The sequence below is a fragment of the Collinsella aerofaciens genome (genome assembly GCF_015561195.1).
Classification (GTDB): Bacteria; Actinomycetota; Coriobacteriia; order Coriobacteriales; family Coriobacteriaceae; genus Collinsella; species Collinsella aerofaciens_AC.
Genome location: NZ_JADMSU010000005.1, coordinates 1 through 26,207, shown reverse-complemented (window position 1 = coordinate 26,207; position 26,207 = coordinate 1). Strand labels below are relative to the sequence as shown.

Annotated in this window: 26 protein-coding genes and 2 tRNA genes; 6 read left to right on the top strand and 22 right to left on the bottom strand. The window is 63.7% G+C overall.

Annotated features, from left to right (window positions below; all coding sequences use genetic code 11):
- Window positions 1-55: 55 nt before the first annotated feature.
- Complete coding sequence (locus I2H81_RS05985; RefSeq protein WP_138340307.1) at window positions 56-760, bottom strand: CDP-alcohol phosphatidyltransferase family protein; 705 nt, start codon at window positions 758-760, stop codon at window positions 56-58.
- 395 nt (window positions 761-1,155) lie between these two features.
- On the opposite strand from I2H81_RS05985, the gene I2H81_RS05980 reads away from it, so the two are divergent.
- Genes I2H81_RS05980 through I2H81_RS05955 form a run of 6 tightly spaced genes read left to right on the top strand, consistent with a single transcriptional unit; the run spans window position 1,156 to window position 5,992 of the window.
- Window positions 1,156-1,884 (top strand): lantibiotic protection ABC transporter ATP-binding protein, encoded by a 729-nt coding sequence (locus I2H81_RS05980; protein WP_195644921.1) that lies wholly within the window; start codon window positions 1,156-1,158, stop codon window positions 1,882-1,884.
- Window positions 1,881-2,651 (top strand): ABC-2 family transporter permease, encoded by a 771-nt coding sequence (locus I2H81_RS05975; RefSeq protein ID WP_195644920.1) that lies wholly within the window; start codon window positions 1,881-1,883, stop codon window positions 2,649-2,651. The genes I2H81_RS05980 and I2H81_RS05975 overlap by 4 nt, the downstream gene beginning before the upstream one ends.
- Before the next feature lie 5 nt (window positions 2,652-2,656).
- Window positions 2,657-3,466, top strand: coding sequence for an ABC-2 family transporter permease (locus I2H81_RS05970; RefSeq protein ID WP_229108099.1), 810 nt, complete (start codon window positions 2,657-2,659; stop codon window positions 3,464-3,466).
- Between the two features lie 16 nt (window positions 3,467-3,482).
- Window positions 3,483-3,860, top strand: coding sequence for a hypothetical protein (locus tag I2H81_RS05965; protein ID WP_195644918.1), 378 nt, complete (start codon window positions 3,483-3,485; stop codon window positions 3,858-3,860).
- A 45-nt stretch (window positions 3,861-3,905) separates the two neighbouring features.
- Window positions 3,906-4,568 (top strand): response regulator transcription factor, encoded by a 663-nt coding sequence (locus I2H81_RS05960; protein WP_195644917.1) that lies wholly within the window; start codon window positions 3,906-3,908, stop codon window positions 4,566-4,568.
- Window positions 4,569-4,594: 26 nt separating this feature from the next.
- Entirely contained in the window at window positions 4,595-5,992 is a 1,398-nt protein-coding gene (locus I2H81_RS05955) for a sensor histidine kinase (protein ID WP_195644916.1), read from the top strand.
- A gap of 607 nt (window positions 5,993-6,599) precedes the next feature.
- On the opposite strand, the gene I2H81_RS05950 is transcribed toward I2H81_RS05955, so the two are convergent.
- From I2H81_RS05950 to I2H81_RS05850, 21 genes are all read right to left on the bottom strand, one after another.
- Window positions 6,600-6,676: transfer RNA gene (locus tag I2H81_RS05950), tRNA-Pro, on the bottom strand.
- An 80-nt stretch (window positions 6,677-6,756) separates the two neighbouring features.
- Window positions 6,757-7,971, bottom strand: a complete 1,215-nt coding sequence (gene coaBC / locus I2H81_RS05945) for a bifunctional phosphopantothenoylcysteine decarboxylase/phosphopantothenate--cysteine ligase CoaBC (protein ID WP_229108098.1) — start codon at window positions 7,969-7,971, stop codon at window positions 6,757-6,759.
- Between the two features lie 2 nt (window positions 7,972-7,973).
- Complete coding sequence (locus tag I2H81_RS05940; RefSeq protein WP_195644915.1) at window positions 7,974-8,693, bottom strand: zinc ribbon domain-containing protein; 720 nt, start codon at window positions 8,691-8,693, stop codon at window positions 7,974-7,976.
- The gene (locus I2H81_RS05935) at window positions 8,690-9,499 is read right to left on the bottom strand and encodes a Nif3-like dinuclear metal center hexameric protein (RefSeq protein WP_195644914.1); all 810 of its coding nucleotides are present in this window, start codon (window positions 9,497-9,499) and stop codon (window positions 8,690-8,692) included. The genes I2H81_RS05940 and I2H81_RS05935 overlap by 4 nt, the downstream gene beginning before the upstream one ends.
- Window positions 9,496-10,674 carry a cysteine desulfurase family protein gene (locus tag I2H81_RS05930; RefSeq protein WP_195644913.1) on the bottom strand — a complete coding sequence of 393 codons (1,179 nt, stop codon included), beginning with the start codon at window positions 10,672-10,674 and terminating at the stop codon, window positions 9,496-9,498. Before I2H81_RS05930 ends, I2H81_RS05935 begins: the two co-directional genes overlap by 4 nt.
- A 6-nt stretch (window positions 10,675-10,680) precedes the next feature.
- Window positions 10,681-11,352, bottom strand: a complete 672-nt coding sequence (gene rpe, locus I2H81_RS05925) for a ribulose-phosphate 3-epimerase (RefSeq protein ID WP_099431763.1) — start codon at window positions 11,350-11,352, stop codon at window positions 10,681-10,683.
- Between the two features lie 18 nt (window positions 11,353-11,370).
- Entirely contained in the window at window positions 11,371-12,378 is a 1,008-nt protein-coding gene (locus I2H81_RS05920) for an NAD(P)H-dependent glycerol-3-phosphate dehydrogenase (RefSeq protein WP_195644912.1), read from the bottom strand.
- Between the two features lie 9 nt (window positions 12,379-12,387).
- Window positions 12,388-13,071, bottom strand: coding sequence for a glycerol-3-phosphate 1-O-acyltransferase PlsY (gene plsY, locus I2H81_RS05915; protein WP_148331432.1), 684 nt, complete (start codon window positions 13,069-13,071; stop codon window positions 12,388-12,390).
- On the bottom strand, window positions 13,064-14,398 hold the full coding sequence (der, locus tag I2H81_RS05910) for a ribosome biogenesis GTPase Der (protein WP_195644911.1): 1,335 nt from the start codon (window positions 14,396-14,398) through the stop codon (window positions 13,064-13,066). Before der ends, plsY begins: the two co-directional genes overlap by 8 nt.
- A 10-nt stretch (window positions 14,399-14,408) precedes the next feature.
- The gene (locus I2H81_RS05905) at window positions 14,409-15,851 is read right to left on the bottom strand and encodes a DUF512 domain-containing protein (RefSeq protein ID WP_195644910.1); all 1,443 of its coding nucleotides are present in this window, start codon (window positions 15,849-15,851) and stop codon (window positions 14,409-14,411) included.
- A gap of 2 nt (window positions 15,852-15,853) precedes the next feature.
- Window positions 15,854-16,750 (bottom strand): 4-hydroxy-3-methylbut-2-enyl diphosphate reductase, encoded by an 897-nt coding sequence (locus I2H81_RS05900; RefSeq protein WP_195644909.1) that lies wholly within the window; start codon window positions 16,748-16,750, stop codon window positions 15,854-15,856.
- Window positions 16,751-16,752: 2 nt separating this feature from the next.
- A complete protein-coding gene (locus tag I2H81_RS05895; RefSeq protein ID WP_195644908.1) occupies window positions 16,753-17,481 on the bottom strand; it encodes a lysophospholipid acyltransferase family protein in 729 nt (242 codons plus the stop codon).
- A gap of 3 nt (window positions 17,482-17,484) precedes the next feature.
- Window positions 17,485-18,171, bottom strand: a complete 687-nt coding sequence (gene cmk / locus I2H81_RS05890) for a (d)CMP kinase (RefSeq protein WP_195644907.1) — start codon at window positions 18,169-18,171, stop codon at window positions 17,485-17,487.
- Window positions 18,172-18,237: 66 nt separating this feature from the next.
- A complete protein-coding gene (locus I2H81_RS05885; protein ID WP_195644906.1) occupies window positions 18,238-19,167 on the bottom strand; it encodes a pseudouridine synthase in 930 nt (309 codons plus the stop codon).
- A 22-nt stretch (window positions 19,168-19,189) separates the two neighbouring features.
- Window positions 19,190-19,918, bottom strand: coding sequence for an SMC-Scp complex subunit ScpB (gene scpB, locus I2H81_RS05880; protein WP_195644905.1), 729 nt, complete (start codon window positions 19,916-19,918; stop codon window positions 19,190-19,192).
- 11 nt (window positions 19,919-19,929) lie between these two features.
- Complete coding sequence (locus I2H81_RS05875; protein ID WP_195644904.1) at window positions 19,930-20,742, bottom strand: segregation and condensation protein A; 813 nt, start codon at window positions 20,740-20,742, stop codon at window positions 19,930-19,932.
- 84 nt (window positions 20,743-20,826) lie between these two features.
- Complete coding sequence (locus I2H81_RS05870; protein WP_195644903.1) at window positions 20,827-21,510, bottom strand: site-2 protease family protein; 684 nt, start codon at window positions 21,508-21,510, stop codon at window positions 20,827-20,829.
- A gap of 9 nt (window positions 21,511-21,519) precedes the next feature.
- Window positions 21,520-21,816 (bottom strand): hypothetical protein, encoded by a 297-nt coding sequence (locus I2H81_RS05865; protein WP_271817516.1) that lies wholly within the window; start codon window positions 21,814-21,816, stop codon window positions 21,520-21,522.
- A complete protein-coding gene (locus I2H81_RS05860; protein WP_195644902.1) occupies window positions 21,803-23,836 on the bottom strand; it encodes an ABC-F family ATP-binding cassette domain-containing protein in 2,034 nt (677 codons plus the stop codon). The genes I2H81_RS05865 and I2H81_RS05860 overlap by 14 nt, the downstream gene beginning before the upstream one ends.
- Before the next feature lie 75 nt (window positions 23,837-23,911).
- A tRNA-Ala gene (locus I2H81_RS05855) sits at window positions 23,912-23,984 on the bottom strand.
- 469 nt (window positions 23,985-24,453) lie between these two features.
- The gene (locus I2H81_RS05850; protein ID WP_195644901.1) at window positions 24,454-25,611 is read right to left on the bottom strand and encodes a hypothetical protein; all 1,158 of its coding nucleotides are present in this window, start codon (window positions 25,609-25,611) and stop codon (window positions 24,454-24,456) included.
- Window positions 25,612-26,207: the final 596 nt, after the last annotated feature.

Genomic DNA, 26,207 nt, shown 5'->3' with positions numbered 1-26,207 from the left:
ACTTATCGCGGACGTGCCGCAAATAATGAACCGTACGTAATCATACCCCAACGAATCAGTCTTCGATTTCAGGGTTCAGAAAGTCGATGTCCTCGTCTTCGGGATGCGCGAGAGCCTGTTTAATGGCCACTCCGCCCTTAATGGAATAGATGACAGCCGTGAGCATGGAGAAGATCACGCCGCCGTACACAAAGAAGATGCCGAGGGGCACCGAGCTTCCGTTGAGGCCCGGGAAGGCCGTAAGGGTTGAAGGTAAAAGATGCAGGCCGTCAACAACGGGGAACCCGAGCAGCATGAGCGAGAAGCCGGTCATGAGCAGCGCGGTGGCAATCTTTCCGGGAAAGACGACATCGATGGGGCGACGGTGATAATGACGCACGATAAGTGTGCCGATGCCCAGATAGATGTCGCGGCCAATAATGAGCACGCAGACCCAGATGGGCAGCTCTCCGCGGACCACCAGCCCAAGTACGCCGGTGAACAGCAGCGCACGGTCACAAATGGGATCCATGACCTTGCCGAGCCACGAGACCGTCTTGGTCATGCGGGCGATCTGACCGTCCATCCAGTCGGTAGAGGCGGCAACGGCGTAGATAACGATGGCGATGACGCGGTTGTTATCCGTCACAAACAGGTAAAGAAATACCAGGGTGAGGATCAGGCGCGTAAAGGTGATGAAATTGGAGATCGTAAAGATCTTATTCGACGGGTAATCGGAAGTGCCGATAAGCTCCTTTTTGATCTTCTTTTTGATGCCCACAGGACTCCCCCGCTGGTTAACGACAAAACTTTCGATACTATACCCGTTCCGGCGATGTCTATCCAGCGCAAGCATAGAGAGTCCAGACATATGGAGGATGGTACTGGGTTGTGCGGGATTCTGCATTTGTGTACATCAGCCTCCAAATATGACATTTTCGGCATCTTTGATGGCTGATGTACACGTTTTGATTCGGTGATTACATCGATCGGGAAAGTTGTTGCCTTAAGCAAATTAATCATGATGTGCGGGTCGAGAAGGGCTGGCGCCAAAAGAGCCCAACGGCCGTTACAGCTTCGTTAGAAACGCGCCCCACCATGGATGGTGAACCCGAAAGGCAAGGCGCGCGGGCACGGCGACTCGGCCCGCGCGCCCGGAAGAGAAAGGATAAACCCATGGGTTACATGCTCGAGACGCGCGGGCTCACCAAGCGCTTCGGCCGCGGCGACCAGGCGCAGAACGCCGTGGCCGACGTGAGCCTTCATATCCGCGAGGGCGAGGTGTACGGGCTGCTCGGTCCCAACGGCGCCGGCAAGTCGACAACGCTCAAGATGATCTGCGGGATGCTGCGGCCGACGGCCGGGGAGATCCTCTTTGCCGGGCACGCCTGGCGCCGCGAGGACCTCTACGCAATCGGCAGCCTCGTCGAGGAGGCGCCGCTCTACCCCAACCTCACCGCGCGCGAGAACCTGCGCGTGCGCACCACGCTGCTGGGCCTTCCCGAGAGCCGCGTAGATGAGGTGCTCGCCGCCGTGGACCTCGCGGACACTGGCAAGAAGCGCGCCGGGCGCTTCTCGATGGGCATGCGGCAGCGCCTGGGGCTCGCGCTGGCGCTGATCGCCCGGCCACGCCTGCTCGTGCTCGACGAGCCCACCAACGGCCTCGACCCCATCGGCATCGAGGAGCTGCGCGACCAGATCCGCGGCTTCGCGGCGGCGGGCACGACGGTGATCGTCTCGAGCCACATCCTCTCCGAGGTGCAGCAGATGGCGGACACCATCGGCATCATCTACGGGGGGCGCCTCGCCTACGAGGATGAGCTTCGGCCCGGGCAGGACCTCGAGGAACTCTTCATGAGCGTCTGCCGGGAGGGGCGTCGAGCGCGCGGGGAGGTGGCGGCATGACGGGCGAGAAAGGCGGCCTGCTCGCGGGCCTGCGCGCCGAGGCCCTGAAGTCGCGCCACGCGGCACCGGTTCGCCTGGCCGTGCTCATGGCACTGCCGATGCCGCTGCTCGGCGCGATGCCCTACCGGGGCGTGCAGATCTTCAGCGCGTGGAACTACTGGTACGCGCTCTTCCTGCCCGTGACTCTCTCGCTCGTGGTGGCGTGCGTCGCGCGGGCGGACGCGCGCTCGCGGATGCGAGGGCTTCTGGGCCTGGGCTTCCCGCTCGGGCGCGCCTGGTGGGCCAAGGCGCTCTGGTGCCTCACGCTCTGCACGCTCTCGAACCTCGTGGTCTTCGGCATCTACCTCGCGGGCTCGGCGTTCTCCTCGCAGGGCCTCACGGCCGCGGGCACGCTCACGATGCTCCTCTGCGCGCTCGCCAACACGGTGACCGCGGCGTGGATGATCCCCGCAGGGCTCTTCCTCACGGCGCGGCTCGGCATGCTCGCGGGCATCTTCTGCCCGCTCGCTGCGCAACTCGTGGGTGGGTTCGCCTGGTCGCTGGTGCCGCTGCCGCAGCTCTTTCCGCCATCGGCGAGCATGGTCATCCCCACGAGCTTCATCCCCGTGCTGCCGAGCGGCGAGCCACTCGCGGCGGACATGGCGCTCGGCGGGGCGCTCACGGCGGACGGCATGCTCACGCTGGCGGGCCTTGCGGTCTGCGCGTTCGCGTTCGCCGCGCTCACGGCGGCGGGCGCGGCCTGGTTCGCGCGCTCCGAGGAGAGGTGATGGCCATGTCACGACTCTCCGACCCGACGCCGCGCATGACTCTCCCGCGGGCCCTGCTCTCCGAGGCCCTGCGCCTGGCGCGCTCCCCGCTCTCGGCGGTGCACCTCGCCTGCGGCCTGGCAGCCGGTCTTGCCTGCGGCGAGTACTTCTCCGTAACCCGATGGGACCCGGCGCTGGGCGCGGACGCCTACGCCCAGTTCCTCGGCGCCCTCATGCCGCTCATGTCCGCCATCGTCTGCGGGCTCGCCGTGGACGAGGAGCGCGCTGCCGGGCGCCTCGCCAACCTCACGGCGGTCCCCTCGCGCGGGCGCGCCGTTGCGGCGAAGCTGCTCGCCCTTGCGGCGCTCGGCGCGGGCGCGCTGGCCGTGGCGCTCGGCGTGTTCGGGACCGTGCTCGCCGTCGCCGGGCGCCTGCCGCTCGGGCCCGCTCCGCTTGCGGCCGCCTGCGCGGGCATCGTGCTGGGCAGCCTGCCCCTCTACGCGCTGGGGCTCGGCGTGGCCCTGCGCCTCGGCCGCAACGCCGTCATCGGCGCCGGCGCGGCGGGGATGCTCCTCGCGTTCTTCTCGGTGGGCGGACTTGCGCACGGTCTCATGACCGGCGAGCTCACCGGTGCCCTGGCGACGCCCCTGAGCTGGGTGCCGCTCACCTGGCCCGCGCGCCTGGGGTCGCTCGGGGTGGAGGCCTTCATCGACGCCGCACGCGCGGCGGGCCCACTCCTCACGACTGCGCTCGCTGGCCTCGTGCTCACCCTGGCAGCCGACGCCGTCCTTCTCGCCTGGTTCTGCCGCTTCGAGGACGGGAGGGCAGATGCGTAGGAGGCCGTTCGCCGCCATGCTCGCCCTCCTCTCCGCAGCGCTCCTTCTGGGCGGGAATGCCCTGCTCGACGCCGGCTGGGGGTCGGCGCTACGCTCGATCGCCGACCGCGTGCTGCCCAACCCTGAGATCGCAATGTGGGCGCCCGCGCCCGAGTCCGGCAGTCACGCGAGCTTCTACGCCGACGCCACCGGGGCGGGGGCAAACTACGTCTACCTGGTGGACGCGGCGGACGACAGAGGCAATGTCCGAGAGCTCCAGCTCATCTTCTTCGGGCGGGAGTCGGACGGCGAGGGCTGGCTCGAGATCGAGGCGCGCGGCGACTCGGGCGTGCGCTACCGCGCGTGCGACGCGGCCCAGGCACCCGCGGCTGCGCGCAGGGCTCTGGACCGCTGAGCGCGGCGCTAGTACAATTCCGACGGAAGTTTCAGGAGGTCGAACATGGCGAGGATACTGGCAGTAGATGATGAACGGGCGATCCTCGACGCGCTCGCGCGCGTCCTCGGCCGCGACGGCCATGAGGTCGTCAGGGCGGCGGACCCGACGGCGGTCCCGGGGATGGACCTCTCGCGCTTCGACCTCGTGCTCTGCGACGTCATGATGCCGGGGCTCGACGGCTTCGAGCTCGTGCGGCAGATCCGCCCGGACTTCGACGGGCCCATCGTCTTCCTGACCGCTCGCGTGGCCGAGGAGGATGCCGTGGCCGCCTACGGCCTGGGCGCCGACGACTACGTCCGCAAGCCCTTCGGGGCCGCGGAGCTGCGCGCCAAGGTCGCGGCCCATCTACGCCGTGAGCGCCGGCCGCGCTCGCACGCCCTTTCCTTCGGAGAGATGCGGATCGACCTCGGGGCGCGCGGCCTCGCCGTGGGCGGCGAGGCCGTGCCGCTCACGCCCACCGAGTACGCCATCTGCGAGTACCTCGCGCGCCACCCCGGGCAGGTCATGAGCCGCGCGCAGATACGCGAGGCGGTGCTCGGCTGGGAGAGCGACGCCGACGACGCGGCCATATCCATGCAGGTCAGCCGCGCCCGGAGGAAACTCTCCGAGGCCGGCGCCGATCCGATCGCGACCGTCTGGGGGATGGGGTACAAGTGGCAGCTCTAAAGACCGGGGCGCGAGGTCGCGGGGGCATGCCGCTCTCCTTCGTCATCGCGCGCTACTTCGCCTACGCGTTCGCGGCGGTCGCCACGGCGTGGCTCGCCTCGTTCATGGCGCTCTCCGCAGCGATCAGCGCGGGCTTCGTCTACGAGGCAAGCTGGGGGCCGGCCAATGCGCGCGAGGTCGCGGAGGGCCTGGCACGCGACGGCGTCTGCGGACAGCAGGACGTGCCGACGGCGTACCGCTACCTCATCCTGAATAAGGACGGATACGTGCTGATGACAGACCTCGAGAGCACGCGGCTCGAGGACGCGACAGAAATGGCCCGTACGGCACTCGCTGCGGATCCGGGCACAGTGGAGATCGAGGGCGGGGGCTCGGGCCTCACCTACGCCGCGTTTCCGCTCAAGGGCGGCGGGGCCTGCGCGCTCGTTAGCGAGTACCTGCCGCAGTGGGTCTCGCGCGACCTCGCCGGCCTGCTTCCCAACCCGCAGAATCTCATGCTCGTCGGCGCCGCTGCGGGAAGCGCGCTCGCGCTCGCGCTCGTGGCGCGCCGCGCGAGCCGCGTGATCTCGCGCAAGATGGCGCCGCTCGCGGAGGCGGCGGGGCGCGTCGGCGCGGGGGAGCTCGACTTCGCGGTCGGCAGCACCAACGTGCGCGAGGTGAACGACGTCCTCGCCGCGATGGACGCCATGCGGGCCTCCCTCGCCGAGTCGCTCGAGGCCCGCTGGGCCGCGGAGCGGGGGCAGCGCGAGCAGATGGCGTCGCTCGCCCACGACCTCAAGACGCCGCTCACCGTGCTGCGCGCCAACGCCGACTTCGTGGCGGAGGAGCTGGAAGACGAGAAAGACGCCGACCTCGCGGCCGCCGCGCGCGACATAGCCGGCAGTGTCGAAAGGCTCGACGGCTACGTGTGCCTGCTCATCGAGGCCTCGCGCGGGTCCGGCGGGGCGGAGAGGGCCCCCATGCGGCCGGCCGAGCTCTGCGAGCAGATCCTCGCCGAGGCCGCCCAGATCGCCCGGGCGCGAGGCGTGACGCTCGACGCGGCCACGGGCCCCGCTGTCGCGGGCGCGCCCGAGGCCCCGCTCGACCGAACCGCCCTGGCGCGAGCCGCCGCGAACCTCGTGGCCAACGCCGCCGAGCACGCACGCTCGCGCGTGGCTGTCTCCTGCGACGTCGCGGGCGGGTACCTCGTCATCGAGGTTGCCGACGACGGACCGGGCTTTTCTCCCGCCGCCCTCGAACGCGGCTGCGAGCGCCTCTTCACAGACGACTCCTCCCGCTCCTCGCGTGACGGAGGCCGCCACTACGGGCTCGGCCTCCACGTCGCCTCCGAGGCCGCGAGCGCCCACGGGGGCTCCGTCTCGCTCGCCAACGGCCCATCGGGCGGCGCGGTGGCCACCATCGCGGTCCCCCTGTGCGGGATCTGACGATTTCCTTGATGTCTACCTCGACTGCGATATGTCGCTCGCCGAGGCCGCGACGGGATGGTGTTGCGTCTGCCCCGCTTGGTGCTTCTAGCTCAAATTTGATCTGATGTAAGGCCCGTGCAATCCTGCATGGGCCTTTCTTTTGGCAATTGCTCGACCGATTCGTGGCTTGATACACATATTATCGAGTTAAGGAGACATGGGGTCACGCAGCGGCCCTCAGAGCTCCTGCCGCACTCCCCCGCCATTACCCCTGCGGCGTCCTCGTATGGAGTCCATCCTGGTTGGCGTTTTGTTGTAACCGCTCACTTGTCCACAGATCAAGTGAACTGCTGGAATAAATACAGCGACACGCTTGTGCGTTACAGTCGCTATATCTGTGTAAATCGCCGTGATAAATTCAGCCCGTACTCGGCTGTATACCAGCTACGCGTATGTAGATTCATATCGCGTTAATAAATCGGCTCAAGTGTGTGCAAAACGCGCAAGTAACCGCAAAAGGCGACTATCGCGTAGGTAGATTTTTGACACCCTGTTGCTTAATCAAAATTAAGCAATTGCTTAAAACAAAAAAGGTCAGGCACTAGGTGCCTGACCTGCAAACTTCTGGTCGGGACGACTGGATTCGAACCAGCGACCCCTTGACCCCCAGTCAAGTGCGCTACCAAGCTGCGCCACGTCCCGAAGCTTTTGTTTGTTGCTCTGCTCTCGCTCGCAACAGGGAGTATATTAACCCGAAACTTTAGCCTTGTGCAAGAACTTTTTTACAAATTTTGAAGCAAGTCCAAAATTGTATCTGCGAGCTGGGGTTTTGTTAGCACGGGAAGTTCTTGTGTGCCCGTTTTGCTCACAATCCAAGCCTTGTTCGTGTCGGTTCCGAAGCCCGAATCGGCGCGTGAGACATCGTTGGCGATAATGGCATTGCAGCCTTTGCGTGCCAATTTGCGCTCGGCGTACTCAACGACGCTATCGGTCTCGGCAGCAAAGCCGATTACGAGGCGATCACCCTTTTGGCGTGAGAGTTCGGCCAAGATGTCAACGGTCTCGACGAGCTCGATTCGATCTAGGCGCTCGTTGGCCTTTTTGAGCTTATGGTCCGCCGGGGCCGCCGGCGTGTAGTCGGCGACGGCGGCGGCGCAAATGGCCGCGTCGGCCGTCTGGAAGGCGCTCAGCGCTGCCTTGAGCATTTCAGCGGCGGTCTGTACGCGCACGCACTCCACACCGCGGGGAACGTCGAGCGATGTCGGGCCCAACACGAGCGTGACTGCAGCACCGCGGCGAGCTGCCTTCCCCGCCAGGGCGATGCCCATCTTGCCCGACGACCGGTTACCGATGAATCGCACCGGGTCGATCGGCTCGTGCGTGGGGCCGGCGGTGATGACGATGCGCTTGCCCGTCAGGTCTTGCGGCACAGGGTTGAGCACCTCACAGACAGCCTCGACGATGTCCTCGGGCTCGCTCATGCGCCCCGTGTTCACGTCGCCGCAGGCAAGGTAGCCGCTGCCGGGTCCCACCACATGAACACCGTGCTCGCGCAGCGTGGCCATGTTGGCCTGCGTCGCCGGCGCCTTCCACATGCCGTTGTTCATAGCGGGTGCGATTACGATGGGTCGCGGCGTTGCCAGCAGCGTGGTGGAGATGAGGTCATCGGCGATGCCATTGGCCATCTTGGCGATGATATTGGCCGTCGCGGGCGCCACGACCACCAGATCGGGCTCCTGCGCCAGCGAAATGTGGTGGATGGGGTCAGAAGGGTCGTCGAATAGGCCCACGGCAACTGGCTCGTTGGTGAGCGCACGGAAGGTGAGCGGGCCCACAAACTCGGTGGCATGCTCGCTCATAACGGCCTTGACGCGCGCGCCGCGCTTTTGCAGCAGGCGTACGATATTGCACGACTTATAGGCGGCGATCCCGCCGGTAATGCCCAGCAGGATCGTTTTTCCCTCAAGTTGCATTGAATTGTTGGATGCCGCCGTCATCGCTAGGCTTCCTTGCTCGGGAGTACTAGGAGGCGGTGGCAGTACGGGCAGTGCGTAATCTCGCTACCGTCGTGATTGAGGTCGCTCATGGACGATGCCTGCAGCGCGGTGTGGCAGACCGTGGGGATGTTGCCCTGGATGGTCTCGACGGCCAGGCCGCGGAACTGCTTGAGCAGACGCTCGTAGTCGGTGAGCACGTCGGCCGGCAGCGTGGCAGCAAGCGCGGTGCGCTCCTTCGTGGCGGTGTCAATCTGAGCCTGCAGGTCGGCTGCCTTGGCGCGGGCGGCCTTGGTGTCGGCCTTCACGCCCTCCTCGAACTTGGCGATGATTGCCTGTGCGCGAGCCTCGCGGTCGAGCGCCTCCTTGTGGGCGACTACGACGTCCTTGCGGGTGTGCTCGATCTTGTCCAGGCGCTTGGCCAGGGTGGCGAGCTCGTTTTCCAGGTCCTGTACCTCGCGGTAGTCAGAGCCGTCAACGTGGCGCTTCTTAGCGGCCTCGATGGCGTTATTGGTCTGGATCTCGGTGGTGTTGAGATCGTCGAGCTCAATGTCCAGATCCTTGCGCTGGGCGTAGAGCTTGGTCATCTCGGCCTTGAGCTTCACATAGGTCTTGCGCTTGGAAGCGAGCTCCTTGAGCTCCGGCATATTGGCAAGTTCGCTCTTGTTGCGGGCGAGCTCCAAATCGATCTGTTGCAGCTTGAGTAGCGTAGCGCCGGCGCTCATAAGTTCTCTCCTTTTGTCACAGTCCACCATTGGCAAGGGTTCAGTATTTTAATCGTATGACGGGGGTCGACCCCGGCGTCAACTGCAGAGTTCATCAAGATATCCACGAACGGCTCTTCGGAGCGGTCGTGGCCGAGTAGGATCACGCCCAGGCCACGCAAGGCAAGGTCCTGCGCCACGTGGTACCCCGCCTCGCCCGTCACGACAACATCAGCGCCTGCAGTGATGGCGAGCTCTCCGAAGTCGCCCAGGGAGCCGCCCAAAATGGCGACGGTCCGACACGGGTGATCGACCTCGCCCCACACACGCGGGTCGCTGCCAAAGGTCGTGGCAGCACGGGTGGCAAGATCGCGCAGCGTGCACGGGTCGTTGAGCGTTGCAAGTGCGCCCAGGCCGGTGGCCTCGGGGTCGTCCACGTGCTCCAGTGAGCTCACGGGTGCGGCACCCAGCAGCTTGCTCAGGCAGACACGGGCTTCGTGCGAGCAGTCCAGGTTGGTGTGGAGCGAGATAATGCTCACCCCGCAGCGGGCAGCCTCGTAGAGGGCCGCACTGCACTGGGGTCGTGTGGCATCCGCCGGACAAAAGGCCTCGGGTGCCTTGATGTATATGGGATGATGCGTCAGCAGCACGTTGGCGCTTGCTTCTTGGGCGCGGCGAACATTAGCCTCGGTCGCATCGAGTGCGCAGGCAACGCCGGTGATCTCTGCGGCCGGATCGCCAACGGAGAGTCCTACGTGATCCCAGCCCTCGGCGTCCGCCTTGGGATAGCGTGCCAGCAGCGCGCGCTCAAGCTCGGCGACGATCATGCGGCACCCACGATCGAGAGCAGCGTTTGGGCGAACTCGTCCAGATCGCTCGGATTCACGCGGTCATCAAAGGAAATGCGCAGTGCTCCCAATGCCTGCTCGCGACCGATGCCCATCGCGCTCAAAACGTGGCTGGGGTCCATGCTACCGCTCGAGCATGCCGAGCCTGCCGATACCTCAAAGCCGGCGGCGTCGAGCTTGATGATGAGCTCCTCGGAGTCCATGCCGTCAATGTAGATCGAAACCATACCCGGCAGACGATCGGCCTGCGCGTAGTCGCCCATCGTGGCGTGAATGCGAGGATGGGCCGTAAGCGTGGCGTAGAGCTTATCGGATAAGGCCTGCAGCGTTGTGCGCTCCTGGGCCACATGGGGCGCCAGCGTGCGGGCGGCAGCGGCAAAAGCCAGCTGTGTACGCAGGTCCTGCGTGCCCGCGCGACGTCCGGCTTCCTGTCCACCGCCAAAAATGCGGGGGCGCAGTGGCGTGCGGGTTTTAACGTAAAGCGCGCCGGATGCCACAGGACCGCCAATTTTATGGGCGGCGACGGACATAGCATCGACGCCCAGCTCGGTGACATCGAGCGGAATGTGCAGATACCCCTGGATGGCATCGGTATGAAACAAGGCGCCGGCAGCATGTGCGGCGGCGGCCAGCTCGCGGATGGGCTGCACCACGCCGGTCTCGTTGTTGGCAACCATGATGCTCGCGAGCGCCACGTCGTCGCCTAGTAGCTCGACAAGCGCGACAGGCTCAATGTAGCCCGCGCGGCAGGGCTGCACCAGGTCGACGGTAAAGCCGACGGCACGCAGCAGCGGCAGGTTGTCCAGAATCGAATCGTGCTCGATGGCAGATACGATCACGCGGTTACGCTTGCGATCGCGCTGACGAGCACCCTCGGCAAGACCGAGCAGCGCCAGCTGGTTGGCTTCGGTGCCGCCGTTGGTCAGAACAATCTCGGACGGGCGGACGCGTGCGCCAAAGCTATGGGCGATCTCGCGACGGGCAACCTCCAGGCGCGCGGCGGCCTTGCGGCCGAGCGAGTGCAGCGAGTTGGGGTTGACGCCTGCAAGCTCGCTGTCGTCATATTCGCGCTGCGCAAGGAGCGCCTCGGCGCGCATGGGCGTCGAGGCGGCATAGTCAAGATTCACGGGTATGCGGTTTTGACCTGGGGTCATAAGGGTTTATGCCTCCTGTGCGGCCTCGTTGCCCAGCTTCTGCAGCAGCGCAACCTCGGCGGCGGGATCTTCGGACTTAAATACGGCGGAGCCGGCTACGAGCACGTTGGCACCGGCCTTGACGACCTCGGCAATGTTTTTGGAAGAAATACCGCCGTCGACCTCGATGAGGGGTGAAACGCCGTGACGCTCGCACATGGCCTTGAGCTCATGGAGCTTTGCGATGGTACCGGGAATAAAGCTCTGGCCGCCAAAGCCGGGGTTCACGCTCATGAGCAGCACCATGTCGACGACATCAATGATGCTCTCGAGCACGCACACGGGGGTGGCGGGGTTGAGCACCACGCCGGCCTTGACGCCGCGCTGCTGTAGATGGGTGAGCGTGCGGTGCAGGTGCGTGGAGGCCTCGTAGTGGACCGTGATCATATCGGCACCGGCGTCGGCGTACCAATCGACCGTCTCGTCGGGGTTCGACACCATCAGGTGCGCATCGACCGGCACGTTGGTGGAGCGCTTGACGGCCTTGAGGATGTCAACGCCAAAGGTGAGGTTGCCGGTAAAGTGGCCGTCCATGACGTCGAAGTGCACGTAGTCGGCGCCGGCGATCTTGTCGAGCTCTCCCTTGAGGTTGGCCATATCGGCCGAAAGGACGGACGGAGCGATTTTAATGGAACCCATGGTAGAAGCCTTTCTGCGCTAGTCGGTGAGTCCGTAGAACTCTTGAGAGGGGACGCGATCGGTAAGAATCTCGAGCGCCCTATCCAAAGTAACACCGTTGTAGAGCGTTTGCTCCACGGCAAAGGTGAGCGGAATGTCTACGCCCAGTGAACGGGCAAGCTCGCTGACGCTGCGGGCGGCGACGGCGCCCTCGACCACCATATGCGTGCGCGTCTGATACTCGTCGAGCGAAACGCCGTGGGCAAACTCGTAGCCAAAGGTGCGGTTTCGCGAATGCTCGGAGGTACAGGTGGCGATAAGGTCGCCCATGCCGGCAAGTCCCATGCAGGTCATAGCTTGACCGCCTCGGGCGTGCACCAGTCGGCTGATCTCGGCCAGGCCGCGCGTCATGATGAGGGCGAGCGTGTTGTCGCCCGCACCGCTACCGGCGGAGATGCCGCACACGATGGCGATGACGTTTTTCATGGCGCCGCAAACCTCAACACCGGTCATGTCCTGCGATAAATAGATGCGGAAGGCCGTGGACAGGAGCAGGTCCTTAAAGGTCTCTCCTATCTGCGGATCTTCGCTGGCGATGACGGCGGCAGATAGCCCGCCGCGGCAGATTTCCTCAGCATGGTTGGGGCCCGAGAGCGCCGCCACACGCGACTCGTTGCCGATCTCGCTGGCGATGACCTCGCTCATGAGCAGGCCGGACTCAGGCTCAATGCCCTTGGTGAGGCAGAGCACCGGGGTATCGGCGCCGATAAAGGGCGCGGCCTGGTGACACACGCTGCGAAGGTGCGTCGAAGGAACGGCAAAGATGATGGCCTCGGCGCCGTCGAGCGCCTGGGTCAGATCCGTCGTGGCAAAAACGTTGGTCGGCAGTTCATAGTCCACAAGATAGCGCGGGTTGCGGTGCTCGCCGTTAATGCCGGTGGCCGTCTGCTTGCTGTGGGCCCACATGGTCACGCGCTCGGCTCGCGCAGCAGCAAGGCCGGCGACGGCGGTTCCCCAGGAGCCGGAGCCAATCAGCGCAACATTCATGACTCTCTCCTACTTATCGTCGGGCTCGGTGACGCGCTTGGTAAACGAGAGCTTGGACTCCTTACCCGTCATGAGCTTTTTGATGTTCGCGCGATGGGCCCACACCACGGTGATGCCAATCATCGCCATGCAAAACTTAAGTCCCAGGCTGCCGTACGGAAAGACCGCGCAGACGGCAATGGGAAGACCGATGGCCGCGGCAAGCGAGCCCACCGACACAAACTTGGTGATGGCGACGGCCACGATAAACATGCCCAGCAGCGAAAGTCCGATGGGCCAGTACCAGGCGAGGATGACGCCCAGACCAACTGCGATACCCTTGCCGCCATGGAAGTTGAGGTAGGGCGAGAAGATGTGGCCCCACACCGCTGCCAGGCAAATGACACCGAGCATCCAGTCGCCGGGGGCTCCAGGTGCCATGATGCTCACAGGGAAGCCATAGCCCACGCCCGCGATGAGCGGACGCGCGATCATGACGCAGATGGCGCCCTTAAGGCAGTCGAGCAGCAGCGTGAGCGCGGCCACCTTGGGGCCGGCTACGCGCAGGGCGTTGGTGGTGCCGATGTTGCCGGAGCCCGCCTTGCGAATGTCGGTGTGGTTAAACACGCGGCCTAGGATCAGGCCAAACGGAATCGCTCCGATAAAGAACGAGACCACGGCGCAGATGGCGGTCAGAAGAATCGGATTATGCATCCTTTTGCTCCTTTTTCCTAAAGAAGAGTCGAATGGGCGTGCCGGCAAAATCGAAGGTCGAGCGCATGCGGTTCTCCACGTAGCGCTGGTAGGTGTCGTTGACCAGGTCGCTGTGGTTGACGAAGAACGTGAACGTCGGCGGGTTGACGCCCGTCTGGGTCACGTAGTGCATGCGCAGGCGGCGCTTGCCGTCCACCACGGTGTGGCCGAACTCGCGCAGGTCGGTGAGGAACGTGTTGAGGCGCGAGGTGCTGATCTTTTGCGAGCGCGTCTTCTCGGCTGCGTCGACCATCGCCCAGATCTTCTCGACGCTGCGGCCGGTCAGGGCCGAGATGCGCAGGTACTGGGCCCAGGGAGCCATGACGCCCAGACGGCGGTCGATGGTCTCCATGCAGGCCTCGCGCTTGCGGTCGTCGTCGAGCAGATCCCACTTGTTGAGCAGCACCACGATGGCGCAGCCGCGCTCGATGGCAAGACCCATGACCTTCTGGTCCTGCTCGGTGACGCCCACGGAGGCGTCGACGACGAGCAGCGCCACGTCGGCGCGGTCGATGGCGCGCAGGCCGCGAACCATTGAGTAGTACTCGATGTTCTCGTACACGGTGCTCTTCTTGCGAATGCCCGCGGTGTCGACCATGCGGTAGTGCTTACCGTTGCGCTCCACGACGGTGTCGATGGCGTCGCGCGTCGTGCCGGCAATGTTGGACACGATAGAGCGGTCGGCGCCCAGGATGCGGTTGAACAGCGAGGACTTACCGGCGTTGGGGCGGCCGATGATGGCCACGTTCAGCGCATCGGGGAACTCATCGGCGACCTCGTCCTCCTCCTCGGGCAACAGGGCCACGATGTCGTCGAGCAGGTCGCCCGTGCCGTGGCCATGCAGGGCCGAGAGCGGCGTGGGCTCGCCGATGCCGAGCGAATAGAACTCCCAGATGCTTTCGTTTTCGCGATCGGGGTTGTCGAGCTTGTTCACCAGCAGAAAGACCGGCTTGTCGCAGCGCTTGAGCATGCGGGCGACCGACTCGTCCTCCTCGGTGACGCCGGTGCGGCCGTCGACCACAAACAGGATGACGGCGGCTTCCTCGGCGGCGGCGAGGGCCTGGTCACGGATGGACGTGGCAAAGACATCGTCGCTCTTGAGCGGCTCGATGCCGCCCGTGTCGACGATGGTGAACTCGCGGCCGTTCCAATCGGCCGTGTGGTACGAGCGGTCGCGCGTGACGCCGCGGGACTCGTGGACGATGGCGTCCGAGGTCTGGGCCAGGCGGTTAACGAGCGTGGACTTGCCCACGTTGGGGCGTCCGACGACGGCGACGATAGGTTTCATCTGCTCTCCTTTAATGGGTAGGGTCAGTGGAAGTGTTAGAGTCTGCGGGCACAGTGCCAAGGATGCGCTCCAGGGTATCGAGCAGCTCATGCGGCATGGTCGACACCACATGAACCTCGGCGCCGCGACTGGTAAGGCTTGCGAGTAAATCGTCACGATGATACTCGTCAAGCGTCATGCCGTCAGCGTTGAACATGAGCTTAGGCACAAAGAGCATAACCCCCGACAGATCTTGGGGCAGTTGCTCCAGAATGTCACACGCGACGATGAGGCCGGTCACGTCCACGTTGCCGCCAAAGTAGTGGTTCTTGATGGCTGTGACGGTGCCGCCGAGACCATGCGGCGACTCCACAAAGCGTGCCACGGTGTCTCGCGCGCTGGCGCCCGAGAGGCACAGCAGGTGCTGGCCACGGGCGACGATGGCCTCGCGGACGCGGGTCAGTCGCTCGGCATCGGTAGCCAGCACGTCGTCGGTCTCGTCCAGATACGAGCGGATCATGCCGATGCCGTCGTAGTACTGCGGGTAACCGTCGTAAAAGTCCGCCTCGGGAGGATCGATGCCGGCGTCCAGATAGAACTCGTCGCTCATCTGGAAGGTGTGGCGGCCAAAGCGCTCGAAGGCTCGATCCTGGAAGGGACGGATCATGGCGATGGTCTCGCGCGCTAGCTCGGGTTTGTCGCTGTAGGACCAGCTAAAACGGTTTTGGTGCTTGGTAAAACCGAGCGGCACAATGCCCAGGCTTGTGATTTGCTCGTGCTCCTCGCAAAAGCGCAGGGTCTTTTCCAGCTCCTCGCCGTCATTCATGCCGGGGCACAACACGATTTGTGCGTGAATCTCGATGCCGGCAGCCATGATGGCCTCGAGTACGTCCATGCCTCGCTGGGCGTTGCGGCCCATCATATGACGGCGGACGTCGGGGCTCACGGCATGGACCGACACGTTCATGGGGCTCATGTTACGCTCGATGACGTTTTGCACGTCCTCGTCGGAGAGGTTCGTGAGCGTGACAAAGTTGCCCTGCAAAAAGCTCAGGCGGTAGTCGTCATCGCGAATATAGAGCGTTGAGCGGCCGCCCTTGGGGAGCATCGTCATAAAGCAGAACACGCAGGCGTTCACGCAGGTGCGCATGCCATCGAAGATGGGGCCATCGAACTCAAGGCCCCAGTCCTCTCCCGGGAAGCGGTCGAGCTCGACGGGGGTGACGCTGTTGTCGCGCGGGTCGAAAACCTCGAGGTCGACGGTGTCGTCATCTGCCTCCCAGAGCCACACAATCATGTCGGTGAGCGCCTCACCGTTTACCGTGAGCACGCGCATGCCCGGCTCGATACCCACATCCCACGCGGGCGACTCGGGACGCACGTTCTTAACGAGCGCGCCCTCACCCGGCTCGGGGTCGCGGCTGCGCCCGTAATCGGCCACTTCGGCGGCGTATGCGGGTACGGTCTGGTCCATGGTTAGCGGCAAAGCTCCTTGATGCGCGTGACGGCGCGTTCGATGTGCTCTTGCGGGGTGGAGGCTCCGGCGGTGATGCCGATGTGGTGAGTGTCGGTAAACCACGCGGCCTGGAGCTCGGAGGCTTCCTCGATGTGATACGTGCGCTCGCAGGCGTCTGCGCAAATCTGCGCCAGGCGGCGGGTGTTGCCCGAGTTCTTGCCGCCCACCACGACCATGCAGTCGCAGCGGTTGGCAAGTGTGGCTGCTGCCTGTTGACGCTCACTCGTGGCGGCGCAGATGGTGTTGATCACACGCAGCTCCTGCACGCGCGGGGTGATAGCTGCCACGACCTCGGCGAGGTTCTGCGCGGTCTGGGTGGTCTGCACGACCAAGCCCACTTTACCCTTGAGCGACAGAGCATCGGCGTCGGCGGCACAGCTCACGACCTGCGCGTCATCGCCGGCGTGGCCCAGAATGCCCTCGACTTCGGGGTGGCCCGGCTCGCCCACGACTACCACGTTGTAGCCCTCGTGTACCAAGCGCTCCGCCGCTACGTGGACCTTTTTCACGTAGGGGCAGGTGGCGTCGACCACGTCGAGGCCACGCTCGCGTGCGGCATCGATCACCTGCGGCACCACGCCGTGAGCGCGGATGATCACGGTGCCCGAAGCGGCATTATCAAGGTTTTCGGCCAAGCCAACGCCTGCCTCAGCGAGCTCGCGTACAACGATGGGGTTATGGATGAGCGGACCCAAGGTATGGACCTGAGCGCTCTCCCCTGCCTGCGGCGCGGCGGCCAGTGCCATGTCGAGCGCGCGCTGAACGCCGTAGCAGGTGCCCGCGTGGGCAGCGATCTCGATGGTGGGGACGACCTCCTCAGCGGCGGCCGCAGCTGTATTCATGACGTTCTCACCCATGGCTAGAACCTGCCCGGATGCTCGGCGCACAGCTCGTCTCGCATGGCGTAGACGCGGTTCATGGCCTCGGACTCAAACCAGGCCAGGCGCTCCGTACGCTTAAGCCCGGCCGGCGCGTCCAAAAGCGAGACGGCCTTACCGGCACGAATCCAGCATTTCTTGGGACGCATGAGCTTTTTGCCCGCGGGCGTGATGTCGGACCAGCCGCAGATGGCGAGCGGGTTGACGGGCGCCTTGCCCATCTGAGCGATGAGCGCAAAACCGCCGTGGACCTCGGGCTTGATCTCGCGCGAGCGGATGCGCGTGCCCTCGGGGAAGATCAGGACGTCCTCGCCGCGCTGCAGCGCATGCTGGGCGGCGCGCAGGCACTTCATGTCGGCGGTGCCGCGCTCGACGGGAATGCCGCCAACGCGGCTAAAGGCCCAGCGCACAATCTTGCTCTTGGCGAACTCGGACTTAAAGATGGGACGAATGCGGCGGCCCCCAAAGAACAGCGCCGTCTCCACGGCCAAGAGCTCAGCCATCGAGGTGTGGTTGCAGATGACCACGCTGCCGCGGCCTTCCTGGCGCTCAAACAGCAGGTCAGCGTCCTCGACCTTCCAACGCCACATGAGCTTGGAGAAGGCCCAAAGGATGGCCATGACTACGACGACGGTGCCGCGGATGAGCGCTGGGAACTCTGCGTAGGGGGCGTTGTAATAGTCCTCGGGCGTCTGCTTAAACAGGCGCATGGGCTACCTCCTTTGGTTGATGAGGCCCTCGATAATGCGGACGACCTCGTCGATGGTGTGGGCGGTGGAGTCGACGTGCACGGCGTCCTCGGCGGGCACGAGCGGGGCGACCTCGCGGCTGCTGTCGAGCTTGTCGCGCTGCTTGAGGGCGTCGAGGGTCTCGTCGACTTCGGCCTCGAGTTGCGCGGGCGTGAGCGGCTGGGCGTCGTTTTGGTGACGCTGCAGCACGCGGCGGCGGGCGCGCTCGCGCGGGTCGGCGGTCAGGAAGACCTTGACCTGCGCGTTAGGGAACACGACGGTTCCGATGTCGCGACCCTCGGCCACGATATTGCGGTCCTCGGCGGCACGGCGCTGATGGATGAGCATGGCGGCGCGCACGCCCGGGTAGGCCGAGACCTTGGACACGTTGGCGTCCACCTGCGGGGTGCGGATGGCAGCCGAGGCGTCCTGGCCGTCAATGGTCAGGCGCGTATCCTCGCCGGTGCCGTTGGTAAAGCGAATCTCGATCTGCTCGGCGAGGGCGTCGATGGCCGCCTCGTCGTCCAGATCGATGCCGCGGTCGAGCGCGGCGAAGGTGACGGCGCGATACATGGCGCCCGTGTCGAGCTTGTTAAAGCCCAGCTGGCGGGCAATCTCCTTGGCGATGGTGGACTTGCCGGAACCGGCGGGGCCGTCGATGGCGACGATCATGCAATGCTTCCTTTCGATGGTTGACGTGCTGGTATGGTTCGCGGGCGTTGGGGCGCGGCGGGTTGCCTAGCCCGTGTAGCGCTCGCGGTAGGTGTTGCGCTTGGGTGCGGAGCCGTGGCTGCCGTGGTGACGCGTGCGGCTGGCGGGTGTGTCTTGGGGCTTGCCGCCGCCGCGCTTGGCGCTCGCCTGCTTGGGCGGGATGCCGCCCGCTTTAAGGATCTGCACCTCGCGGTCGGTGAGCTCGCGCCACGAGCCCTTGGCCACGTCCTTGAGCTCCAGGCCGGCAAAGTTGCAGCGGTGCAGGCGGATCACCGGATGGTGGATCTTGCTCAGCATGCGCTTGACCTGGTTCTTGCGCCCCTCGCGGATGATGACCTCCACGGCGGTGGTGCCGGGCTTTACGCCTTGCGGAGCTACGGCCTCGGCCTCGCGTGCGCTGATGACGCGGCAGATCGCCGGCTGGCACAGGCCGTCGTCGAGCTCGATGCCACGGCGGAGCGGGTCTAAATCGCGGTCGGTCAGCTGCCCGTCCACGAGTGCCTGGTAGGTCTTGTAGACGTGCTTACTGGGGTGCAGCAGATCCTGCGACAGGTCACCGTCGGTGGTAAAGAGCAAAAGGCCCGTGGTGTCACGGTCCAGGCGGCCCACCGGGAAGAGCCCCGGAAAGCGGTCACGCGGGACCAGCTCGGCCACGCAAGCGCGCTCCTGCGGGTCGCTCATGGTGGTGAGGTAGCCGGTCGGCTTGTAGAGCATCAAGTACACGGCGCCCTGGTTGAGCTTGACGGGCATGCCGTCGACCTCGATATGGTCGCGGTCGACGTCGACCTTGGTGCCCAGCTCGGTCGCGACCTGGCCGTTGACGGTCACGCGGCCGGCGGTCATCAGGTCCTCCGAGCCGCGGCGACTCGCCACGCCCGCGCGCGCCAAAAAGCGCTGCAGGCGCATGGTGTGCGGATAGACGGGCTCTGCGTCGGTTGCGGGTACTGCGTTGCCCATGGCACGCGTCTCCCCTACTTCGTTAGTCCTCGTCATGTAAATCCTCCGAGGTCTCGTCGACGACCAGGGTTTCCAAGTCCTCGACTGCCTCAACATCTTCAACATCGGGATCGAGCAGTTCGCGCTCTTCGTCCAGGTCATCGGCCTGCTCCTCGAGCGTGGACTGAATGCTGCGGCCGCTCAGGCGCTCGCGGATAAACTGACGCGACTGCTCGTCGGGGGCAAACTGCTCCAGATCGGGCAGATCGCGGGTGGAACGCAGGCCGAACTTCTCCAAGAAAGCATTGGTCGTGCCGTAGATGATGGCCTGACCGCGCTGGGGATCGCGGCCGAGCTCGCGCACCAGGCCCTTGTCCACGAGCGAAGCGATGACGCCGTCGGAGTTGACGCCACGGATGCCCTTGACCACCTCGCGCGTCACGGGCTGGTGGTATGCGATGACCGCCAGGGTTTCGAGCGCCGCCTGCGACAGCTTTTGCGTGTCCCAGCTCAGCACGTAGGCCTCGACCACGTCGTGGTAGGCGGGGTGCGTAAACAGGCGCCAGCCGCCGGCAACCTCGCGCAGCTGAAAGCCGCGGTTGGCCTCCTCGTACTCAACCTTGAGCTCGGCGAGCAGCGATGCGCACTCGCCCGGGGCGATATCCAGCGCACCTGCCAGCGCGGGTGCGCTCACGGGATCGCTCGACACCAGCAGCAGCGCCTCGAGGGCGCCTTTGAGGCTGTTTGCCTCCAGCGTGGAAAGGGTTGACATGGTTGCCGCTCCTATTCGGTGAGCTCGGGGCCCTCGCCGGGCACGTATGCCTCGGCGCCCTCGACTCGGTTGATGCAGATGGTTCCAAAGATCTCGTCCTGGCTCAGCGTGAGCGAACCGCGCTTTGCGAGCTCTAACATGGCCAGGAAGGTGACGACGAGTTGCTCGGTGGTGGCGTCGCCGTCCAACAGCTCGCGGAAGGTGCAGGTTTGGTGCGCCATGGTAAAGCGGTCGACTGAGGCCACGGTCAGGTCGAGCGGTACGCGATGCGGCGCCACGTGCTCGGCTTCCAGCAGGAAGGTCTGACGCTTGCCGTCCAGGTCGGCACAGATGACGGCGAGACCGCGCAGGGTGATGCCAGCCAGGTAGTCGGGCATGAGCCCCAGGAACTCGGGGTCGGGGCCGGCCACACGCGGGTGCATGCGGCTTTCGGCCTGCATACGCGCGCCAAGGGCCGCAGCCGCGCCCTTAAACTGCTTGTAGGCGATCAGGCGCTGGATCAGGACCTCGCGCAGGGCGTCGCCGTCGAGCTTGCTGAGCTCCTCGAGGTCTTCGTCGAACTCTCCATCGTCGTCATCGATTTTACGCGGGGCCTCCTGCGGCACCAGAGAGGCGGCCTTGATGTCCAAAAGGGTTGCTGCGACCAGCAAAAAGTCGCTTGCCACGTCCAGGTCCAGCGCCTCGATGCGCTCGGCCTCGGCAAGATACTGCTCGGCAACCTCGCTGATGGAGATGGCGCCGATATCTACTTTTTGGCGGGTTACCAGCTGCAGCAGCAGGTCGAACGGTCCGCTGTAGACCTGCGTCGACACGCGATACGACATTTTCGACCTCCTTTGACGGCGCCTTCGCGGCGCGGTTTGGGTGCATATTACGACCGTTTTGCACGGTCGACCTGTAAGTTTACCTTAGATGCCGGCGATTGCGAAGTTGAGCAGCTGCTCAGCAAGCGGATACACGGTAACGTCGAAATAGCGGCCGATCACGTCGATGCCGGTCCACATGGGCAGCAGGTACAGCACAATGATGAGGATGGGCATGGCGTATTGCTGCAGGTGGTAGTAGTTGTTGAGCGCCTTGCCTTTGAGGAACGGCACGATGATCGACGAGCCGTCGAGCGGCGGAATCGGGATGAGGTTAAAGAACGCGAGCGACAGGTTGACCACGATAAACGTGGCGCCGAAGTTCATGATCTGTGACGCCAGGGCAAAGGACATGCTGGTGTAGAGGCTGCCGTACGTTGCGTGCATGAGGGCGGCAGCGAGGCACGCGAGTGCGATGTTCGACGCGGGGCCGGCCGCGCTCACCAGGACCTCGTCGCGCTTGGGGTGCTTGAGGTTGTTGAGGTAGACGGGCACGGGCTTGGCGAAGGCGAACACCGGGCCGCCGGCCGCGAGCATGAGCAGCGGCAGGATGATGGTGCCAAACGGGTCGATATGGTTAAGCGGGTTGAGCGACACGCGGCCGCGCGAACGGGCCGTCTTGTCGCCGAGCGCCCAGGCCGCGGCGGCGTGTGCGCTCTCGTGGATCACGATGCCCACGATGACAGCGACGGCGCTGGCGAGCAGGTTCATGAGGTAGCTGCTGGACATAGCGCTCCCCTAGCGGACGCGGCGCGAGGCGCGCGTGAGCAGGTAGTCGATCGCAAACAGGATGACGGCGACGATGGCGTAATCCAGGCGGAACACGCCGCCAAAGGGAGAAGTGATGACGCCGTAGCCGGCGATGGCGCTCGGCAGCGCGCGCGAAAGCTCAACGACAATGCCCACGATCTGCAGCTTGGCGGTGAGGCCGCTAAAGCACAGCAGCACGGTCATCGCACTCATAAAAATGCCGCAGATGCGACAGGCGATGGCGATGATGCTCATCGCCACGGCAGCGGCCTTACGAGAGTTCACGCGCGGTCTCCTCTTCGATCTGGGTGGAAAGCTCCAGCCATTCGTCCTCGAGCTTGGGTAGCTCTTGCTTAAGGCCGTTATATTCCCCCAGCGCGGCGTTGAACTTGTCCTGATCGGCATAAAGCTCTTCGCTTGCCATCAATTCCATAAGCTCGTCATAGCGGGCGCGCTTTTTGTCGAGCTCCGTCTCGATCTTCTTGAGCTGGTTACGCACGCCCTTGAGCTTTTTGTTGAGCGCTGCGCGGGCCTGAGCCTCGGCGCGCTTCTGCTCCTTGGTCTTTTTGCCCTCGGCAGGCTTGGAAGCGGCGGTGGGCGCATCGGGCTGGGCCGCGGTGACCTTGGTGGACTTGGTCGCGGCCGGTGTGCTTTCCCCTGCGGCTTCGGCGGCGGCGCGGGCTGCGAGGTCCTCACGCTTGTAGAGGTAGTAGTCGTAGTCACCGTCGTAGACCGTGACCTTGCCGTCGCGGATGTCGATGATGCGGTTGGCCACGGCGCGCACCAGGTGCTCGTCATGGCTGATCAGCACGATGGTGCCGGGGAAGTTTTGCAGGGCGTTCTCGAGCATATCCACCGAGTCGATGTCCAGGTGGTTGGTGGGCTCGTCCAGGCACAGGAGCGCCTCGGGGGCCACGAGCATCTTTGCCAGGGCCAGGCGCGCCTTTTCGCCTCCGGAGAGGACACGAACCTGCTTTTCGATGGAATCGTTGTCGCTAAACAGGAAGGCGCCCAGCAGACTGCGCTGCTGCGGCACGGTCCACTTGGGCGTAACGGTGTCGATCTCTTGCAGGACTGTGTTGGACTCGGTCATGCCCTCGAGCGCGTGCTGGGCGTAGTAGGCTACGCCCACGTTGGTGCCCAGGTCCCGGGTGCCGGTGGTGGGCGGCTCCAGGCCGGCGAGGATCTTCATGAGGGTGGACTTGCCGGCGCCGTTGGGGCCAACGAGTGCCACGTGTTCGCCGCGGTAGAGCTTGAGGTCGATATCGCTGTAGATGTGCTTGTCGCCGTAGGACTTGGACACGCCCTCCAGGCCCACGACCATGTCGCCGGAGCGCGGCGGGTCAGGGAACTTAAAGTCGATGTGCTTGTGGCCTTCGGGTAGGATGACAAGCTCCTTTTTGATCTGCTCGATCTTGCGGATGCGCTCCTGAGCTTGGGCAGCCTTGGTGGGCTTGTAGCGGAACTTGTCAACGAAGACCTGCATATGGGCGATGTCGCGCTCCTGGGCGGCGCGCTTGGCGCGCATCTGCTCCAGGTTGTCCTCGCGCTGCTTGAGGTAGCTACTGTAGTTGCCGGTGTAGGTGGTCACGCGGCGGTTTTCGAGAGCGGCGACATGGTCGACGCAAGCGTCCATGAAGGCGCGGTCGTGGCTGACGATGAGGACGGCGCCGTCGTAGTTGGCGATAAAGCCGCGCAGCCACTGGACGCTTTCGAGATCCAGGTGGTTGGTGGGCTCGTCCAGAAGCAGCAGGTCGGGGTGGCGCAGGAAGAGCTTGGCCAGCGCGATGCGCATCTGCCAGCCGCCCGAGAACTCGGAGCACGGGCGTTCAAAGTCGGTGACCTTAAAGCCTAGGCCGGACAGGATTTTACGCGCGTTGCTCTCGAGCTCGTAGCCGCCCAGGTGCTCAAAGCGGTCTTGGACCTGGCCGTACTCGTTGAGAAGCGCGTCAACGTCCTTGCCCTGCTCGGAGAGCTCGGTGATCTGGGCCTGCAGCTCGTTAGCGCGCTCGCCCATGCGGCGGATTTCCTTGGCGGCGGCCATGACCTCGGCAAGGATGGTGGTGTCCTTGTGCTCCAGATTAGTTTCCTGCTCTAGGTAGCCCACCTGGCAGTCCTTGGCGTACTGTACCTGGCCGGCGTCTGGGCTGTCGATGCCCATGATGATCTTGAGCATGGTGGTTTTGCCAGCGCCGTTGGGTCCCACGAGCGCGAAGCGCTCGCCGGGGTTGATCTGGAAGGACGCGCCACTAAAGAGGACGCGCGCGCCGAAGCTTTTTTCGATCTTGTCGACCAGGAGGATCATGGTGCCGCCTTTGACCTTGTGTGCCTATATGAAAAAAGGCCCCAACTTGCGTTGGAGCCTCATTCAATGCTCGGGTGGAGACGAGGGGGATCGAACCCCTGACCTCTTGACTGCCAGTCAAGCGCTCTCCCAGCTGAGCTACGCCCCCGTGCGAAGAAGTACTATACGGGAACTCCGACGGCGATGCAAGGGCAATTTTGGAAAAACTTTCCGGGTGCGCGGGCGCCGGAGTCCCGCGGGGTCGCGACGGCGGAGACCAGCGCCCGCGGGGCCGATGCGGGCGCGCGTCCAGGGCGTCTGGGCCCCTCGATGCCCGAGTAAGCCCGCGGGGCGCGCCCCGCGGGCGGGCGGCGCTGCCGCCGCCCGCCTATCAGGCTCCACTCCGGTCGCCCCCGGGATCCCCGCCACGAAACCGGCCCATCTACTACGTTTGGGCGGCATCCCCCGACCATGGCGTCTCGGGCAAGAATAAAACCGCAGGTAGACGGCCTGCGGTTTTCGCGAAATACGGGGTATGGTCGAGGGGTCGGGGTTAAACGTAGTAGATGGGCCGGTTTCGTGGCGGCGGCATCGCAGGCAGCCGACCGAGGACGCCCGGAAATGAGCAGGGCACCCGTCTAACGACCGATTTCCAGCCAGTTGCACAGTACGTTGGCTCGTAACTCCATTTCCGTCGTCTTTTGCGCCTTAGTTTTGCACCTATAGCGTAATTCCAAGCGCGAGCAAAGACTTCTCACGATCGCATCAAGCTGCTCGGCATCGTTAAGCATGTCGTGCGTAACCAGGAAGACGTCATACCCCATACTTTGCAGCGCTGTCATGCGTTTGGCATCGTGGTCCAGTACGGCGCCTGATCCGTGGATAACCTCCCCCTGAATCTCCACGATGCCTGCTTTCATTATGGTTGGATTTACGATCACGATATCCCCGTAGCAGACTCTTTGCCCTGCAATGCTCTGCGCCGATGCGGTAAGCGGCGTAAGGTCGTTAACGTAAACGCTTCGAAAGCCGGCACCGCCGCGAGAGCGAGGAAGCGATAGCAATAAAATTCCTGCAACTTCAAGCGGAGAAGCTGCTATACCTGTTACCAGCTGCGCGGCGTTGTAAAACTTTGTACCCCACTTTCGTCTTTTCATCTTACTGGCGTACTCATGAAGCTCGTGTAATTCGATGAGCGGCTTCCTCATCCAGAGCGACGTGCCCTTTAGCCTTGTGACCTCCTTCGTTTTCTTTTGTCCGTTGGCCTCCTTCGTATTTACCTGTTCTTTGACTTTTATGCGCGCATAAACGCGTTTCCATTGTGGTTCGTCTTGGCTTTCATTGAGGTCAAAGAGGGATTCGGTGGTGGCCTCCTGTGCGGCGCCTTCGGCTTTGAGTAATTCTGCTTCGGCTGCAGCGGTGGGCTCAAAGACTGAGAACCATCCGCAGAATTCGTACATGGCAAGGACAAGATCGGTTGGAGATACAAAGCGCGCCATGGTAAATAGCGTCGCAAGTGGATTGGTAACCCTAAAGCTCATCGCGGTTTCCAGCGTGCTATCCACCTCCGAAGCATCATCACAGTGGATTGTTGTCCGTAATCCCGAATGGTAATTAACGCCACCGGGCACCGTTGTGGTAATAATCGGGGTCTTGAGGACTTCGGTTACGAAAGGGGCTTGGGATAGAGCTCGCCAGCCGTCATCGGAATTGGGAACGCGCGGGTAGAGGCCGCGTACCTGTGGCGGGCAGCGCCAGTAGCGGAATGCGGTGTTTGCGCAGACGATTTCGTCCATTTGCGTCTCCCCTGGTATCGGCTATAGACCGTGCGGATTGTGGACATCGCCGATTATCTACTGGGGCATCATGCGGGTAAGTACCGGAAGCTGACCAAATGCTTGACGAGTTCTGCCGAAATACCGTCGTGTGATAGAGATCCGCTGGAAGGCGCTCTGAGCGTGTGGTCTCTGTCTCCACATTTGCGCTCGGATCACATGAGGAATTCAATGAAATTTTATATCTATTTTTAGATTATCCACATAAATACTATGTTTTCAAGTATTTTGAAGTATAGAAAATCATTCATTTTACCACGAATTTACCACGATTGATTGAGCCTTGATATGACAATAAAATAGCGCTAAAAAGACACCCTTAACTTAAGCGGTGTCTTTTTATGTACGGATATGAAATTGTCAAACTGAGATTTGTACTTCTGAACAGCTTGGATTTATCTATTTCACGATAAATCTATAAATTGCATAGGCAACCCATATAATCCAAGAAAAAAACCACAAATCAAAGAGAATACTTATGGCTCTGTTAGACCAGGATTGACATACATGTGTCCCCACGGTGCCATATCGTTGACCCCATAGACCGCGATGATGGG